This is a genomic window from Stakelama saccharophila (assembly GCF_032229225.1).
Taxonomy (GTDB): Bacteria; Pseudomonadota; Alphaproteobacteria; order Sphingomonadales; family Sphingomonadaceae; genus Sphingomonas; species Sphingomonas saccharophila.
Window position 1 is genome coordinate 2,803,419 of sequence record NZ_CP135076.1, and the last position, 15,795, is coordinate 2,819,213.

General features: G+C 67.1%; 15 protein-coding genes. 7 read left to right on the forward strand and 8 right to left on the reverse strand.

The features are described from left to right. Nucleotides 1-258: 258 nt before the first annotated feature. Entirely contained in the window at nt 259-1,287 is a 1,029-nt protein-coding gene (gene alr, locus RPR59_RS13075; protein ID WP_313914756.1) for an alanine racemase, read from the reverse strand. 162 nt (nt 1,288-1,449) lie between these two features. On the opposite strand from alr, the gene RPR59_RS13080 reads away from it, so the two are divergent. Further along, nucleotides 1,450-2,679: an MFS transporter gene (locus RPR59_RS13080; RefSeq protein ID WP_313914758.1), complete on the forward strand. Its 1,230-nt coding sequence runs from the start codon at nt 1,450-1,452 to the stop codon at nt 2,677-2,679. A 91-nt stretch (nt 2,680-2,770) separates the two neighbouring features. Here RPR59_RS13080 and RPR59_RS13085 read toward each other — a convergent pair whose 3' ends face one another. After that, nucleotides 2,771-4,174: a helix-turn-helix domain-containing protein gene (locus RPR59_RS13085; RefSeq protein WP_313914760.1), complete on the reverse strand. Its 1,404-nt coding sequence runs from the start codon at nt 4,172-4,174 to the stop codon at nt 2,771-2,773. A gap of 248 nt (nt 4,175-4,422) precedes the next feature. On the opposite strand from RPR59_RS13085, the gene aceA reads away from it, so the two are divergent. The 5 genes from aceA (at nt 4,423) to RPR59_RS13110 (ending at nt 10,053) form a co-directional block, all read left to right on the forward strand. Continuing rightward, entirely contained in the window at nt 4,423-5,700 is a 1,278-nt protein-coding gene (gene aceA / locus RPR59_RS13090; RefSeq protein WP_313914762.1) for an isocitrate lyase, read from the forward strand. 15 nt (nt 5,701-5,715) lie between these two features. Further along, entirely contained in the window at nt 5,716-5,904 is a 189-nt protein-coding gene (locus tag RPR59_RS13095; RefSeq protein WP_313914763.1) for a hypothetical protein, read from the forward strand. Nucleotides 5,905-6,141: 237 nt separating this feature from the next. Beyond that, the gene (locus RPR59_RS13100; RefSeq protein ID WP_313914765.1) at nt 6,142-7,287 is read left to right on the forward strand and encodes an acyl-CoA dehydrogenase family protein; all 1,146 of its coding nucleotides are present in this window, start codon (nt 6,142-6,144) and stop codon (nt 7,285-7,287) included. Nucleotides 7,288-7,400: 113 nt separating this feature from the next. Further along, entirely contained in the window at nt 7,401-8,189 is a 789-nt protein-coding gene (locus RPR59_RS13105; protein WP_313914766.1) for an SDR family oxidoreductase, read from the forward strand. Between the two features lie 175 nt (nt 8,190-8,364). Continuing rightward, nucleotides 8,365-10,053 (forward strand): DUF8614 domain-containing protein, encoded by a 1,689-nt coding sequence (locus RPR59_RS13110; protein WP_313914768.1) that lies wholly within the window; start codon nt 8,365-8,367, stop codon nt 10,051-10,053. A 37-nt stretch (nt 10,054-10,090) separates the two neighbouring features. On the opposite strand, the gene maiA is transcribed toward RPR59_RS13110, so the two are convergent. Genes maiA through pyrE form a run of 6 tightly spaced genes read right to left on the reverse strand, consistent with a single transcriptional unit; the run spans nt 10,091 to nt 14,441 of the window. Further along, nucleotides 10,091-10,723 carry a maleylacetoacetate isomerase gene (gene maiA, locus RPR59_RS13115; RefSeq protein WP_432280318.1) on the reverse strand — a complete coding sequence of 211 codons (633 nt, stop codon included), beginning with the start codon at nt 10,721-10,723 and terminating at the stop codon, nt 10,091-10,093. 2 nt (nt 10,724-10,725) lie between these two features. Continuing rightward, on the reverse strand, nt 10,726-11,817 hold the full coding sequence (locus RPR59_RS13120; RefSeq protein WP_313914771.1) for an AI-2E family transporter: 1,092 nt from the start codon (nt 11,815-11,817) through the stop codon (nt 10,726-10,728). Further along, nucleotides 11,814-12,704: a signal peptidase I gene (lepB, locus tag RPR59_RS13125; RefSeq protein WP_313914773.1), complete on the reverse strand. Its 891-nt coding sequence runs from the start codon at nt 12,702-12,704 to the stop codon at nt 11,814-11,816. Before lepB ends, RPR59_RS13120 begins: the two co-directional genes overlap by 4 nt. Beyond that, entirely contained in the window at nt 12,701-13,117 is a 417-nt protein-coding gene (acpS, locus tag RPR59_RS13130; protein ID WP_313914775.1) for a holo-ACP synthase, read from the reverse strand. The genes lepB and acpS overlap by 4 nt, the downstream gene beginning before the upstream one ends. Further along, nucleotides 13,114-13,860 carry a pyridoxine 5'-phosphate synthase gene (locus RPR59_RS13135; RefSeq protein WP_313914777.1) on the reverse strand — a complete coding sequence of 249 codons (747 nt, stop codon included), beginning with the start codon at nt 13,858-13,860 and terminating at the stop codon, nt 13,114-13,116. The genes acpS and RPR59_RS13135 overlap by 4 nt, the downstream gene beginning before the upstream one ends. Further along, nucleotides 13,857-14,441, reverse strand: coding sequence for an orotate phosphoribosyltransferase (gene pyrE / locus RPR59_RS13140; protein WP_313914779.1), 585 nt, complete (start codon nt 14,439-14,441; stop codon nt 13,857-13,859). The genes RPR59_RS13135 and pyrE overlap by 4 nt, the downstream gene beginning before the upstream one ends. 194 nt (nt 14,442-14,635) lie before the next feature. On the opposite strand from pyrE, the gene coxB reads away from it, so the two are divergent. After that, nucleotides 14,636-15,793, forward strand: a complete 1,158-nt coding sequence (gene coxB / locus RPR59_RS13145; RefSeq protein ID WP_313914781.1) for a cytochrome c oxidase subunit II — start codon at nt 14,636-14,638, stop codon at nt 15,791-15,793. Nucleotides 15,794-15,795: the final 2 nt, after the last annotated feature.

A 15,795-nucleotide genomic window follows, 5' to 3' on the forward strand; every position in this document is an offset into this window, starting at 1 on the left:
TTTGTCGTAACCAGCGTCAGTGACGCCCGCGACGTATTTGCCCCGTCACACACATATGATGACTAATGATTCGCCCAATTGTAAAGCGACGGCACGACAATAGAGCCGAATGCACAGCAGACTGTTGCCATTTTGCAATGCCGCAACCAATTGCTTTAAGGGGAATTTACGTCCGCAGTCGGAGATATAACAACACCATGGCCCCGGCAAACTCGTCTAGATGAAGGCTGTCCGACAGCCCAACGCGTCAGCTTGAAATCACCCGAACCGAACACCCAGCCCGGTCAGCAATTCATACTGCGACATCCCCGACACGGCCGCTGCCTCCGGAAGGTGATAGCCGATCGCCAGCCAGTCGCCTTCCGCCAATGCGCTGGCCGTGCCCACGTCCACCGCGACCAGGTCCATCGAGACCCGCCCCAGCACCGGCAGGCGTTCGCCTTCGTGCACCGCCCAGCCGCGCGCCGAAAACCCCCGGAAATAGCCGTCGGCATAGCCCAGGTTCAGGATCGCCACCTCGGTATCGGCGCGGGCCGTCCAGGTGGCGTTATAGCCGATCGTCTGTCCCGCGCGGACGGTGCGGCGCTGGAGGATCTGCGCCTCGGGAAACACCACCTGCGCGATGCGGCCTTCCAGCGCGGGCACCGGCACACCGCCGTACAATGCCAGCCCCGGCCGAGTCAGGCCGAAGGCATAGTCCGGCCCCAGCGCGATGCCGGCCGAATTGGCGAGGCTCATCCGCCGCGCCCGCGTCTTTCCCGCCAGCGATGCAAACGCCGCGCGCTGCCTCTCGTTGAGCGGATGGCCCGGCTCGTCGGCACAGGCGAGGTGGCTCATCAGCGTCTCGATCGTCAGGCCGTCGAGCAGTCCGCCGGCGATATCGCCCGCCGACAGGCCGAGGCGGTTCAACCCCGTATCGACCATGATATCGCACGCACCGCCGCCCGCCCCGCGCCAGCGGCGCACCTGATCGGGCGTGTTGAGGACCGGGCGCGCATGGGCGGCGGCGCGCGCGACCGCCATATCCTCGTCGCGGACGCCGTGCAGCACCGAAAGCGTGACGCCGGTATCGGCCAGCGCCGCCGCCTCGCCCCAGGTCGCGACGAAGAAGTCGCGGCACCCTGCGGCCGCCAGCCGCAGGGCGACCCTGCGCGCGCCCAGGCCATATCCGTTCGCCTTCACCGCCGCGCCGCACGCGGCCGTGCCGCTCATCGCGTCGAGGGTGCGCCAGTTTGCGGCGAGCGCGTCCATGTCGAGACGCAGGCGAAGCGGTGCGGTCCAGGCCATGGCCGTTCGCCTAAGCGAGGCGCCTCACTCCGGCAAGCGCCCCTGCGGTCTCGCGCAAGCCGACGACCGCGATGTTCGCCGGCGGCAGGCAGATTGGCGGGGCGCGGCCGATACGTTCCGCCGCCTCTTCCGTCCGGCCGCCGGATCGGGCAATGGCGGGGCATGCGCCTCTTTCTTCGCGACAATCTGCACTTCCTGCGCGCCAATGGCCGCTGGATCGGCGGCGGATTCCTGCTGACGCTCTTTTCGTCCTTCGGCCAGACCTTCTTCATCGGCCTGTCGGGCAATGCCATCCGCGCCGCGTTCGACCTGTCGGGCGGCGAATTCGGCGGGCTCTACATGATCGCCACGCTGGCGAGCGCCGCCTCGCTGCCCTGGCTCGGCCGCACGCTCGACCTGATGGCGGGATGGAAGGTGGTACGCTTCGTCATGCCGATGCTGGCGCTGGCCTGTCTGCTGATGGCCGGTGCGTCCAACATCGCGGTGCTGGTGCTGGCGCTCTATCTGCTGCGCCTGTTCGGCCAGGGCATGATGACCGAGATCGCCTTTACCGAGATCGGCCGCTGGTTCGCCGCCAATCGCGGCCGCGCCATGGCGCTGATCACGCCGGGGCTGCAACTCGGCAACGCGCTGCTGCCCGTCATCTTCGTGGCGGGCGCGCAGGCGCTGGGCTGGCGCGGCGCCTGGATCGCGGCGGCGCTGGCCGTTCTCCTGCTCGGCTATCCGGCGATCCTGAAGCTCATGCGCGTGGAGCGCGTGCCGCAATCGAGCGACCCGCACATTTCCGAAACACGCACCGCGCGGGACTGGACGCGGCGGCAGGTGATCCGCGACCCCGTCTTGTACCTGCTGCTTGCCGGCACGCTCGCCCCGCCGTTCATCGGCACGGTCATCTTCTTCCACCAGGGCTATCTGATCGCGCTGCGCGGCTACGACCCGCTGGTCTTCGCCGCGGCCTTTCCGGTGATGGCGGTGACGACGATCGTCTTCGGCTTTCTGTGCGGGCACCTGGTCGACCGGTTCGGTGCGCTGCGGCTGCTGCCCTTCTTCCTGGCGCCGCTCGCGATCGCCTCGCTCGCGGTCGGGCTGGTGACGCCGGTCTGGGGTATCTACCTGTTCATGTTCCTGCTGGGCATCAGCAACGGCTTCACCCAGAACCTGATGGGCGCGCTCTGGCCGGAGGTTTACGGCCTCGCCAATCTCGGCGGCATCCGCGCGATCACCGTGTCGGCGATGGTGCTGTCGACCGCGCTCGGCCCCGGCATCACCGGCGCGTTCATCGACCTGGGCGTGCCGCTGCCGACCCAGATGCTGTGGATGGCCGGCTGGTGCGTGCTGGCCTCGCTGGCGCTGGCCGTCGCCGCGCGCATCGTCCGCCGGCGAGAAGCGTAGGCCGGGCCGCGTTATTCGCCCGGCAGCATCTCCGCCCTATTCTGCGAACCGGGCCAAAATCGCCCTTCGCGGCAGGCTGGGGAGCACCCCGTCAGTCCCCCGCAAAGGTGAACGCCGACATCCGCCGTTCGCGTTCGTTGATGAGCAGCGCGCGTGCTGCCGGCGCCGCCGACCGCTGCGGACAGTCGGCGCGCAGGCATTGGCGGCAGCCGAGACCGATCGGGGTCGCCTCGCCGGCCAGGTCGATCCCGCGCGCGGCGGAGAGGGGGGCGGCCAGCGTCGCCTCGACCCCGAGCCCGATCGCGAACATCGCCTCGACCCCGCCATAGCGGCGTCCCGGCGGCGTGACGGTACGCGCCATGGTGAACCAGCGCGCGACACCCGCGTCGCCCGAGCCGTCGAGGTCGACCAGTTGCGCCGTCAGGGTGCCGGGCCGGTCGAAGGCGTGGTGCAGCCGCCATAACGGACACCGCGCCTGTGCCTCGACCAGCGCTGCGGCGCTGGCGCCGGCATAGCGTTTCGACACCTGTCCCGCCCGGTCGATGCGGATCATGAAGAAAGGCAGGCCCCGCGCGCCGACGCGGCTGAGCGTCGTCAGGCGGTGCGCCACCTGCTCGAATCCCGCGCCGAAGCGGCGCTGCAGGATTTCGAGGTCGTACCCGGTCGCCTCGCACGCGCGCAGGAAACGGGCATAGGGCATCATCACCGCGGCGGCGAAATAGCCGGTGAGGTGACGGCGATAGAGGCGTTCGGCGGCCGGCGTGGCGAACCCGGCCGCCTTGACCAGCGCCTCGATCCCGCCGCGCGCCTCGTTCTGCGCGAGTTGAAAGGCGGCGGCGAACGTGCGCGAGGCGGGATCGAGCAATTCGGATAGCTGCAACTGGCGGGCATGAAGATCGAGCCGGCGCAACAGATCGGGCATCACGTCGGCGGGCAGGATGCGGATCGAGAGTTGGTGCCTGACGCGCAAGCGTTCGGCGATCGCGCCGTAGAGGTCGCCCGCGCCCAGCCGCAATTCGTCGGCGACTTCCTCGGCCGCGGCGTCGAGATCGGCGAAATGATTGCGCCAGCGCTCGATTTCGCGGCGCACCGGCACCGCCGGATCGCTTTCGCCCGACATCGGGGCGGGCCCGCCCTGCCCGATCCGGTCATAAGCGCGCGCGAACGCTTCCGCCCCGCCCGGCGCGCCGGCGAGCCATTCCTCCAGCTCGCCGCGGTCGATCTCCAGATCCGCGAACATCGGATCGGCAAGCCGCCGCCGCACCGCATCCGCACCGCCGCCGGGCTCGTTCGCCGCAAGCTGGCGCGGGTCGAAATCGAAACGTTCGGACAGGCGCAGCAGCAGCGTCGCCGACAACGGCCGCTGGTTGCGTTCGATCAGATTCAGATAGCTCGGACTGATGTCGAGCATCTCGGCCATCGCCGCCTGGGTGAGCCCTGACTGACGCCGCAACCGCCGCACGACATGGCCGGCGAACAATTTGCCCTCGGCCATTTTCCTACAGCCCTTTGTACATGATACGTTCGCGACAGCGCAATGTCCTTACCTCCATCGTCATTCCCGCCTGCGCGGGAATGACGGTAGGCTTCTGTAAATCTAGTTACAACATTACAGCACTTGCCGTCGCTATTGCCGACCCCACAACCGCTTTCGACGACATATTCTGTTTCCATCACCGGGAATTATGAGAAATTGAGCGTGTCCCGACCGTCACGACGAACAGCATCTGTAAAGGACACGACATGACCTTCGACGATCTCGTTCCCGCCCCCAGCGGCCGCTTCGACGGCATCGAGCGTCCCTACGCGCCGCAGGACGTGGCGAAGCTGCGCGGGTCCGTGGCAGTCGAGCACACGCTGGCGCGCGAGGGCGCGAACAAGCTGTGGAGGCTGCTCCATGCGGAGGATTATATCAACGCGCTCGGCGCGCTGTCTGGCAATCAGGCGATGCAGATGGTGCGCGCGGGGTTGAAGGCGATCTATCTGTCCGGCTGGCAGGTCGCCGCCGACGCCAATACCGCCGGCGCGATGTATCCCGACCAGTCGCTCTACCCCGCCAATGCCGGCCCGGAGCTTGCGCGCCGGATCAACAACACGCTGCAGCGCGCCGACCAGATCGAGCATTCGGAAGGTGGCGCGACCCGCGACTGGTTCGCCCCCATCGTCGCCGATGCGGAGGCCGGGTTCGGCGGACCGCTCAACTGTTTCGAGATCATGAAGGCCTATATCGCCGCCGGTGCTGCAGGCGTTCATTACGAAGACCAGTTGGCGGCGGAAAAGAAATGCGGCCATCTGGGCGGCAAGGTGCTGATCCCCACGCAAGCGCATATCCGCAACCTCGACAGCGCGCGCCTTGCCGCCGACGTGTCGGGCGTGCCGACGCTGGTCATCGCGCGCACCGATGCCGAATCGGCGAAGCTCATCACCAGCGACGTGGACGCGCGCGACCGGGAATTCCTGACCGGAGAGCGGACGCCCGAAGGCTTTTTCCGGTTGAAGGAGGGGACGGGCGTCGACCATTGCATCAGGCGGGGCCTCGCTTTCGCGACCCATGCCGACCTGCTGTGGTGGGAAACGTCCAGACCCAATTTGAAAGATGCGCGCCGCTTTGCCGAGGCGATCCGGCGCGATCATCCCGACAAGCTGCTCGCCTATAACTGCTCGCCCAGCTTCAACTGGGAAGCCAATCTCGACAAGGACGACATCGCCCGCTTCCAGCGCGAGCTGGGCGCGATGGGATACAAGTTCCAGTTCGTCACGCTGGCGGGTTTCCACCAGCTCAACCACGGCATGTTCGAGCTGGCGCGCGGATATCGGACACGCGGCATGGCGGCCTATTCGGAACTGCAACAGGCCGAGTTCGCGAGCGAAGCGAACGGCTACACCGCGACGCGCCACCAGCGCGAGGTCGGCACCGGTTATTTCGACCTCGTCGCCACCACGCTCGCCGGCGGCGCCAGCTCAACCACCGCATACGCCCACTCGACCGAAGCCGACCAGTTCAAGAAACAGGCAGCCTGAAGGGGAGACGGCATCATGCATAGCGAACCGCAAACCCCGCCCGCCCGTCCCGCCGGAGAGCCCGGCCGCGCCCGCGCGCTGCTGTCCACCGCCGACTTCAGGCTCATCCGCACCGCGCTTGGCGACTATGCCAAATCGCTCGACGACGAACATGAGCTGGCGTGCGTGAAGGCGCTCTACCACCGCCTCGGCACCTACGCCTGAGGCTCGACTTTCCTGGGGAGGAAAGGTGCCCGTCGGGAGCGATCCCGGCGGGCATTTCCGCTGTGTACCGCGCGCGGCGGTGGCGGCAACTCCCGCAGTTTTTCGTTTTTTCGGTCCACCCATGGAACCCACATGATTAGCTCCACATCATCCTTTTGGAACATGCGGTATGCGTAACTGACTTGCCGCGCACCGGCGACCGCGATAGCGGTAGGGGCCAGACAGCAGGATGCAGCCATGGCCCTCGACCCCGAAACCTTCGACGCGCTGATCGACACGGTCCGCCGCTTCGTCGCCGAACGGCTCCGCCCGCGCGAAGCGCAGGTCGAGGCGGACGATGCGATCCCGCCGGAGATCGTGGCGGAGATGAAGCAGCTCGGCCTGTTCGGGCTGTCGATAGCCGAGGACTATGGCGGGCTCGGCCTGACCATGGCGGAGGAATGCCGCGTGGCGATCGAGCTGGGGCGCACCACGCCGGCCTTTCGATCGACCTTCGGCACCAATGTCGGCATCGGCAGCCAGGGCCTGGTCATCGCCGGCAGCGACGAACAGAAGCGTGAATGGCTGCCGAAGATCGCCAGCGGCGACATCGTCACCAGCTTCGCCCTGACCGAACCCGATGTCGGCAGCGATTCGGGCGCGGTGAAGACGCGCGCGGTGCGCGACGGCGACGTCTATCGTCTGAGCGGCACCAAGCGCTACATCACCAATGCCGACAGGGCCGACCTGTTCACGGTGATGGCGCGCACCGGCGACGAACCCGGCGGACGCGGCGTATCGGCGTTTCTGGTGCCGCGCGACCTGCCCGGCATCGGCATCGGCGAGCCCGAAAAGAAAATGGGGCAGAAGGGTGCAAAAGTCGCCGACCTCACCCTAGACGAGGTGCCCGTGCCGGCGGCGAACCGGCTGGGGGAGGAAGGCGAAGGCTTCAAGATCGCGATGCAGGTGCTGGATCGCGGGCGACTGCACATCGCGGCGGTCTGCGTCGGCGTGGCCGAGCGGCTGATCGCCGACAGCGTCGCTTACGCGACCCAGCGCCACCAGTTCGGCAGGCCGATTGCCGAACACCAGCTCGTCCAGGCGATGATCGCCGATTCGAAGACCGAGGCGCTCGCCGCCCGCGCGCTCGTCCTTGAAACCGCGGGCAGGAAGGATCGCGGCGTGAATGTCGTGATGGAATCGGCGGCGGCGAAATACTATGCCAGCGAGATGGTCGGCCGCGTCGCCGATCGCGCGGTGCAGATTTTCGGCGGCGCCGGTTATATCGCAGATTACGGCATCGAACGCCTGTACCGCGACGTGCGCCTGTTCCGCATCTATGAAGGCACGAGCCAGATTCAGCAGCTCATCATCGCCCGCGAAACGCTGAAGCGCGGGGGATAGTCATCCTCCCCTCCCGCTTGCGGGAGGGGTCAGGGGAGGGGCTGAATCTTTTACCAGTTGCTTGCGGATGCCGCCCCTCCCCGGCCCCTCCCGCAAGCGGGAGGGGAGAAAAAATGGACGTCAGCAAGCTGTTCCGCCTCGACGGACGAGTCGCACTCGTCACCGGCGGGTCGCGCGGGATCGGCCGCATGATCGCCGAAGGCTTCGTTGCCAGCGGCGCCAAGGTCTATATCTCCTCGCGCCACGCCGACGCCTGCGACGAAACCGCGAAGGCGCTGGGCGGGAACTGCACCGCGCTGCCGCAGGACATCTCGACGGTCGCCGGCTGCAAGGCGCTCGCCGAAGCGCTGGCAAAGCACGAGGACAAGCTCGACATCCTCGTCAACAATGCCGGCGCGGCCTGGGGCGAACCGTTCGAGAGCTTTCCCGAATCCGGCTGGGACAAGGTCTTGGACCTGAACGTCAAGTCGCCCTTTTTCCTGACGCAGGCGCTGCACGGCCTGTTGCAGGCGTCGGCGCGGCACGAAAAACCGGCGAAGGTGATCAATATCAGCTCGATCGACGGCCAGCGGCTCAATCCGTGGGATACCTATAGCTATCATGCGTCGAAGGCGGCGCTGATCCATCTCACCAGGCGCATGGCGGCGCGGCTGATCCGCGATTCGATCAACGTCACCTCGGTCGCGCCGGGCGCCTTCCCATCGAAGATGAACCGTGCCGCGCGCGACCATGGCGGCGAGGTCGCACGCGGCATTCCTGCGAAGCGCATCGGCGAGCCCGAGGACATGGCAGCCGCCGCCATCTACCTCGCCAGCCGTGCCGGCGACTATGTCGTGGGCGAGACGATCACCGTCGACGGCGGACTGGTCAACGCGGCGCTGGGGGCGAGTATCGACGCCTGACGCCGGGGCTCGGGCGAGACGGCGCCGCGTCCGATCTCCGCCGGATGTCGAGATGGCGGGGATGGTCGCCACGAAGAGGATAGGACCCCTTCGTGACAGGCGAACGCGGGAAGGCTAGACCGGGCCGCAACGACAACCATGCCGCACCGGATGCGGCCACCGACCGAGGATGTGAATGCGCAAATCCCTGATCGCCCTGTTGCTCGCGACCACCGCCTGCACGCCCAACGGCGAGGCCGGCAACAATGCCGCCGCCGGCAATGGCGCCACCGCCCAGGCCGGGCAGGAGCAATATTCGCTGAAAGCGCAGCGCGCGAAGATCGCGCGGATCGACATGAACCCCGACACCAGCTTCCTGAACGACGAGCAGCGCAAGGTCGTGAATCTGCTGATCCAGGCGTCGGATTACATGAACGACATCTATCTGCGACAGCGCAGCCCGAACCTGCCGCAGGTCCGGCAGCAGATCGCCGACAGCGACGCCCCCGACAAGCAGTTGCTGCTCGACATGTTCGACCTGAATTTCGGGCCGTGGGACACGCTGGCCGAATTCCGTCCGTTCTGGGGCGACCAGCAGTTTCCCGAGGGGGCGGGCTTCTACCCGCCCGATATGACGCGCGAAGAGTTCAACCAGTATGCCGCGGCGCATCCGGAGCAGAAGGACGCGCTGACCAGCCTCTATACGGTCGTGCGGCGCGACGGCGCCAAGCTGAAGGCGGTGCCCTATTCCGTCGAGTACAAGCAGTGGCTCGAGCCCGCGGCGAAGCTGCTCGACCAGGCGGCCGACACGACCAGCAATTCCAGCCTGAAGAAGTTCCTCCATCTGCGCGCCGAGGCCTTTCGCACCGACGACTATTTCGAAAGCGAACTCGCCTGGATGGACCTGAAGGATACGCCGATCGAGATCGCGATCGGCCCGTACGAGGTCTATACCGATCGCCTGTTCGGGCAGAAGGCGGCGTTCGAGAGCTTCGTGACGCTGAAGGACCCGGAAGAATCGGCGGCGCTCGACAAGTACAAGAAATATCTGCGCGATATGGAGGGCAACCTTCCCGAGCCGGACGAGAATAAGAATTTCCGGCGCGGCTTCGCCAGCCCGATCGCGGTCGCGGAGCAGATCCACGGCGGTGGTGACAACGTACCCGGCGTACAGACCATCGCGTTCAACCTGCCCAATGACGAGCGCGTGCGTGAGGCGAAGGGCGCGAAGAAGGTCATCCTGTCCAACGTCCTCGGCGCGAAATACGAACGCATCCTGAAACCGATGGCGCCATTGGTCCTCGTGCCCGATCAGGCGCAGCTCGTCGCGAAGAAGTACATGCAGCTCGAAACGCTGTTCCACGAACTTTCACACAGCCTCGGGCCCGGCACGATCGTCATCAACGGCCGCACCACCACCGTCGACGACGAACTGAAGGACCAGGCGTCCGCCCTCGAAGAGGCGAAGGCCGACGTGGCGGGCGTGTGGAACATCCTGTTCATGATGAAGAAGGGCGAGATCCCGGCCGCCGAGAAGCCGCAGCTCTTCGCCTCCTACGTCGCCGGCATCTTCCGTGCGGTACGGTTCGGCACCGAGGAAGCGCACGGCCAGGGCGCGGCGTTGCAGCTTGCCTATCTGCAGGACAAGGGCGCGATCCGCTGGGACGAAAAGGCCGGACGCTACCGGGTCGACAACGCCAGGATGGAAAGCGGGGTGCGCGATCTGCTGCACGACATGCTGATGCTGCAGGCCAGGGGCGACTATGCCGGGACCAAGGCCCTGATGGACAAATGGGCGCATCTCGACGCCCATGCCCGCCAGGTGATCGGCACGATGGACGCCATTCCCGTCGACATCCAGCCGATCTATCCCGAAAAGATCTGATCCGGCTGATCATGTGCAAAGCCGATAGCGTTCGCCTCTAGAAAGCGGTGACGCCCCTTACGCGGTCCGGGTGCGCGGCGGCGAAGGCGGGCAGCGCACCCGCTTCGTGGTCGGCGCGAACGAGCCGGGCATAGGCGTCGACCGGCACGCCGAAGCGACGGGCATTGTACATCTGCGGCACCAGGCAGATGTCGGCGAGGTCGGGTGCCTCGCCGCCGAGAAACGGCCCCGGCCCCGCCATGGCTTCCAGGGCTGCGAATCCTTCCGCCGTCCAGCGCGCATACCATCTGTCGCGCGCCGCCTGATCGGCCCCCAGTTCCCGTTCGAGATGGCGCAGCACGCGCAGATTGTTGAGCGGATGGACGTCGCAGGCGATCGTGAGCGCCCGGGCCATGGCCGCCGCGCGCTGCGTGGGATCGCGCGGGATCAGCCGCGGCTCCGGCCAGGTCGCGTCGAGCCATTCGATAATGGCGAGGCTCTGCGTCAGCATTGCTTCGCCGGTGTCGAGAACGGGCACCAGACCCTGCGGCGAGCGGGCGCGATGGGCGGATGCGCCCTGTTCGCCGTCGATCAGCGAAACTTCCTCGCGCGTATAGGCAAGCCCTTTCAGATTGAGCGCGATGCGCACGCGGTATCCCGCCGACGAGCGGAAATAGTCATAAAGGTGCAGCCTCACGGCCCGGCTTCGCTTTCGCCCCCCTGCCGCCGCACCCCCACTCGGGCCGCGATCTCCGCCTCGCGCTCCAGCGTCACCTTGATCATCGCGACCAGCGGATCGGCGAGAGCCAGCCCCAATATGCCGAACAGCGTGCTGGCGAGGATCTGCGCCGACAGGGTGAGCGCGGGCGGCAGGTCGACCGTCCGCTTGGCAACCATGGGAATGACGACATAGCCGTCGAAGGTCTGCACCCCCAGGTAGATGGCGATCGCCCAGATGCCCGTTTCGACGCCCGAGCTGAATCCGACCGCCACCATCAACAGCCCGCTGATGAACGCGCCGATATTCGGGATGAACGCAAGCAGGCCGGTAAGGATACCGAGCAGCAACGCCATCGGCACGCCCGCCACCCACAACAGGATGCCGGTCAGAACGCCTTCGAACGCCATGCCCAGCAGGCGCCCGGCAAGCAGGCGGCGCATGGTGAAGGCCATCCGGTCGATCGTGACGGCGAAGTCGTCCCGCTTTCCGATCGGCACCATCCATTGCAGCCCGCGATCGTAGATGCGCGGTTCGATCGCGACGAACAGGCCGATGACCATGATCATGAACAAGGTGGTGACGGCGCCGACCGCGTTGCCGACGAAGCTCGTCAGCCTGCCGATGGAACCGAGCGCCTGCCGCGCCAGATCTGCGACATCCTGCCGGCCGGGCACGATGCCCAGTTCCGACGCCCAGTGCGCCAGACGCTCCCCCTGGGCCATCAGCGTGGTGCGCAATTGTTCGGCCTGGGCCGATATCTGCATCCCGGCGAGGTAGAAGACGCCTAGGACGAAGGCGACCGCCAGCGCCACGACGATCAGCAGGCGCAGGCCGCGCGGCACCGGCAGCACGCGGCCGAGCAGCCGCACCCCGCCGTCGAGCATGGCGGCGAAGACCAGACCGCCGAAAATGATCAGCAGCGGCTGGATGAGCAGCACGATCAGCCCGATGGCCACCGCGACCGAGAACCAGATCACCGCCTTGCGGAACTCCGCGCGGGACACGGGATCGCGCATTTCGTTCGGACCGGGCTCCTGCACGGTGCTGCCGCGCCGGGCCGTCATCGCGTCGCCTTTCCGGGATGGAGCGTGCGCCCGGCCCGGCCGGGGCGGAACGCATCCGGCCAGCTCATCGGGTTCCAGGTGCCGAAACCGTCGAGCGAAAAGGTGATGAATTCGGCGCGGCCGCCGAGATTTTCCCAGGGCACGGGTCCGCCGAGCCCGTTCTGATCGAGCCGGAAGCGGCTGTCGGCGCTGTTGTCGCGATTGTCGCCCATCAGGAAAACATGGCCCTGCGGCACCGTGATCGGCCCGTAATCGTCGCTCTGCGGGCGATAGCCCAGATCGATCGTGTCATAGGCCCGCCCGCTCGGCAACGTCTCGCGCACGATGGGAAGGCTGCAGTAGAAACGGCCGTCGTCGCCGCGAACCCGGCGGCCGGGATATTCGAACGGATCGCAGTCGAAATTGCCGTCGACGGGGACCAACCTATCCCCCATGTCCCGGTGCGCCAGCGCCCGGCCGTTGAGATAGACCCGACCGCCGCGAACGGCGATGCGGTCGCCCGGCAGGCCGATCACGCGCTTGATATAGTCGGTGTGGGATTCCGGCGGCACCGCGATCACGACATCGCCGCGCCGGGGCATGGCGCCGAACAACCGCCCCTGCAGGAACGGCAGCACGTGAAAGGTCGGCGACACATAGGAATAGCCGTACGGATATTTGGTCACGACCAGCCGGTCCCCGACCATCAGCGTCGGCATCATCGATTCCGACGGGATGTAGAAGGGTTTCGCGATCAGGCTGTGGAACGCGAGCACGGCGAGGATCAGCCAGAAGATTCCCTTCGCCTCCGCCCACCAGTCGGTACGGTGCCGCGCCTTCCGGTATCGAGCGGGGCGGGCCGCGCCGCCGGGCTCGTCCTGTTGCAGCGCGAGTTCGCTGTGCGTCATGCAGCGCCGCCCTGCGCGGGGACGGCTTCGATGATCACGAAGGCCTGCGCCCAGGGGTGGTCATCGGTCAGGGTAAGATGGATCTGCGCGACATGCGCGGGAGGTATCATCGCATCCAGCCTTGCCCTGGCACCGCCCTCCAAAGCCAGGGTCGGTGCGCCGGACGGTGCATTAACCACGCCGATATCCTTCATGAACACACCGCGTTTGAAGCCGGTGCCGACAGCCTTGGAAAACGCCTCCTTCGCCGCGAAGCGCTTGGCGAGCGTGCCGGCGACGGTGTGCGGCCGCCGGGCCGCCTTGGCGCGCTCCACTTCGGTGAAGACACGATTGAGAAAACGGTCGCCGAAGCGGTCGAGCGAATTGGCGATGCGCTCGACATTGCACAGGTCGGAGCCGAGACCGACGATCACCGCGCCTCGTCCATCAGCGCGCGCATGCGTCGCACCACGGGGGCGAGGCCATCGAATATCGCCTCGCCGATGAGGAAATGTCCGATGTTGAGTTCGCGCACCTGCGGAATGGCGGCGATCGGCACCACATTGTCGAAGGTCAGGCCGTGGCCGGCATGCACCTCGATCCCGTTCTTGGCCGCCAGCGCCGCGGCATCCGAAAGCCGCTTCAGCTCCTCCGCCTGCGCCGCGCCCGACAGCTCGGCGTAGCGGCCGGTATGGAGTTCGACCACGGGCGCGCCAAGCCTCAGCGCCGCGTCGATCTGGCGCGAGTCGGGTTCGATGAACAGGCTGACGCGGACATTCGCTGCCCCAAGCTCTGCTACCATCGGCGTCAGGCGGTCGTGCTGGCCGGCGGCATCCAGGCCGCCCTCGGTCGTCAGTTCCTCGCGCTTTTCGGGCACGATGCAGGCCGCGTGCGGGCGGTGACGCAGCGCGATCTCCAGCATCTCTCCGGTCGCCGCCATTTCGAGGTTCAGGGGGATCGCGAGTTGATCCGACAGGCGCGCGATGTCGTCGTCGGTGATGTGCCGGCGATCTTCGCGCAGATGGGCCGTGATGCCGTCCGCCCCCGCGTCCGCCGCCACCAGCGCCGCCCGGACCGGGTCGGGATAGCCCGAACCGCGCGCGTTGCGGACGGTGGCGACGTGATCGATGTTGACGCCGAGGCGGAGCGGCCCGTCCTGAGCTTGCCGAAGGGTCATGCCGCGGCCCGGCTGCCCGGCTTCACCGGCGGGATGGCGGCGAGCGCGGGCGGCAGATCGTCGGGCTGGTAGCTGGGGATGTCGAGACGGACGAGCGGAAAGAATGGAACATCGAATTCCGCCTTGCCGCCGGACCGGTCGACCAGGGCCGCCGCGGCCGCGACCTCTCCTTCGGCTTCGCGGATCGCGGCCATCGCCTCGCGCGAGGAAAGGCCGGTGGTGACGACATCCTCCATCATCAGCACCTTCTGCCCGGGCGCGAGCCGGAAGCCGCGCCGCAATTCGAACGTTCCGCCGGGGCGCTCCAGAAACATCGCATCGACGCCCAGCGCGCGGGCGACCTCCTGCCCGGCGATCACGCCGCCCATCGCCGGCGACACGACCGCCTCGATCTGGCGCTTCACCGCGTCGGGCATGGCCGCGACGAGCGCATTGGCGAGGCGTTCGCCGCGCGCCGGGTTCATGAGCACGCGCGCGCATTGCAGGTAACGCGGGCTGCGAAGGCCGGACGACAGAATGAAATGTCCTTCCAGCAGGGCGTCCGCGGCGCGGAATTCCGCCAGAATCGCTGCCTCGTCCATTACCGACCTTTCTCCCGCGACTTGCCGCCACCCCGTCTAGTCGCGGCGCGGGCCGACCGCAACTATCGGAAAAAGACCCGGTGACAAACTTGAGGCACCGCGATACGCCGCGTATAGGCCCTTCGCGGGTCAAACTCGCCCAACGGCGCCATGCTCCAGCGCGGCGCTCCTGAACATGGGGTAACAGGATAGAGATGCGAATGCCTGGCTTGAAGTCGATTCTCATGGCTGCGGGGCTGGCGCTTGCCGGAACGGCGACCGTCGCTTCCGCGCAACCGGCCGCGCCGCAGACCGCGCCCGCCGACAATGCGCAGGCCGTGGACGCGGCAGGCACCGCCCCCGCCGTTGCGCAGACGCCGGCCCTCGCCGATCCGGCCCTGTCCAACCAGGCCCTGCCGGAGTTGGCGGCCAGAGACGATGTGGGCCAGCCGATCGACGCGGCGCTGGGGCTTCAGGCTCAGGTTTCGCCGACCGGCGAGGAAGCGGCGGGATTTCACAACGCCATCCTGATGCCGATCATCACCGTGATCTCGCTGCTGGTGCTGGCGCTGCTGCTCATCGCCATGGTGCGCTTTCGCCAGGCCCGCAATCCGGTGCCGTCCAAGACGTCGCACAATACCACGATCGAGGTGATCTGGACGGTGGTCCCGGTCCTGATCCTGGTGTTCATCGCGATTCCATCGATCAAGCTGCTGGCCCATCAATATCGCCCGGCGCCCGACAACGCCGTCACGCTGAAGGCGATCGGCAACCAATGGTACTGGTCCTACGAATATCCCGACAATGGCGACATCACCTTTACCGCCAACATGCTGAAGGAACAGGACGAGGTACAGCCGGGCGAGCGGTATCGCACCGCCGCGGACGGCCCGCGCCTGCTCGCCACGGACAATCGCGTCGTGCTGCCGGTGGACACGCCCATTCGCCTGATCACCACCTCCACCGACGTGATCCATAGCTGGGCCGTCCCCGCCTTCTGGATCAAGCTGGACGCCATTCCCGGCCGGTTGAACGAACGCACGTTCCGTATCGACGAACCCGGCGTGTATTTCGGCCAGTGCTCCGAATTGTGCGGGGCGCGCCACGGCTTCATGCCGATCGCGGTCGAGGCGGTTTCGCCGGCGCAGTTCGCCCAGTGGGTACGCTCCAAGGGCGGGTCGATGCCCAGCGATCCGAACGCGCCGTCGACCGCTGCCCCGGCGCAGCGCGGCGCCGATACGGTCGATGATACCAGCGACCCGACCGGCGCGACCGGGATCGTTCCCGGCTCCCCGCAGAATGCCGTCGACACGACGCAGGATGCTGTCGCCACACCGACCTCCCAGTCCGCCACCGGAAGCCTGGACAACTAAGC

Excerpts from the sequence above, each read along its gene's own strand:
- RPR59_RS13105 (WP_313914766.1), top strand. The coding sequence starts at position 7,401 with ATGGACGTCAGCAAGCTGTTCCGCCTCGACGGACGAGTCGCACTCGTC.
- RPR59_RS13085 (WP_313914760.1), bottom strand. The coding sequence starts at position 4,174 with ATGGCCGAGGGCAAATTGTTCGCCGGCCATGTCGTGCGGCGGTTGCGG.
- RPR59_RS13100 (WP_313914765.1), top strand. The coding sequence starts at position 6,142 with ATGGCCCTCGACCCCGAAACCTTCGACGCGCTGATCGACACGGTCCGC.
- coxB (WP_313914781.1), top strand. The coding sequence starts at position 14,636 with ATGCGAATGCCTGGCTTGAAGTCGATTCTCATGGCTGCGGGGCTGGCG.
- alr (WP_313914756.1), bottom strand. The coding sequence starts at position 1,287 with ATGGCCTGGACCGCACCGCTTCGCCTGCGTCTCGACATGGACGCGCTC.
- RPR59_RS13120 (WP_313914771.1), bottom strand. The coding sequence starts at position 11,817 with ATGACGGCCCGGCGCGGCAGCACCGTGCAGGAGCCCGGTCCGAACGAA.
- pyrE (WP_313914779.1), bottom strand. The coding sequence starts at position 14,441 with ATGGACGAGGCAGCGATTCTGGCGGAATTCCGCGCCGCGGACGCCCTG.
- RPR59_RS13110 (WP_313914768.1), top strand. The coding sequence starts at position 8,365 with ATGCGCAAATCCCTGATCGCCCTGTTGCTCGCGACCACCGCCTGCACG.
- aceA (WP_313914762.1), top strand. The coding sequence starts at position 4,423 with ATGACCTTCGACGATCTCGTTCCCGCCCCCAGCGGCCGCTTCGACGGC.
- RPR59_RS13080 (WP_313914758.1), top strand. The coding sequence starts at position 1,450 with ATGCGCCTCTTTCTTCGCGACAATCTGCACTTCCTGCGCGCCAATGGC.
- RPR59_RS13095 (WP_313914763.1), top strand. The coding sequence starts at position 5,716 with ATGCATAGCGAACCGCAAACCCCGCCCGCCCGTCCCGCCGGAGAGCCC.
- RPR59_RS13135 (WP_313914777.1), bottom strand. The coding sequence starts at position 13,860 with ATGACCCTTCGGCAAGCTCAGGACGGGCCGCTCCGCCTCGGCGTCAAC.
- lepB (WP_313914773.1), bottom strand. The coding sequence starts at position 12,704 with ATGACGCACAGCGAACTCGCGCTGCAACAGGACGAGCCCGGCGGCGCG.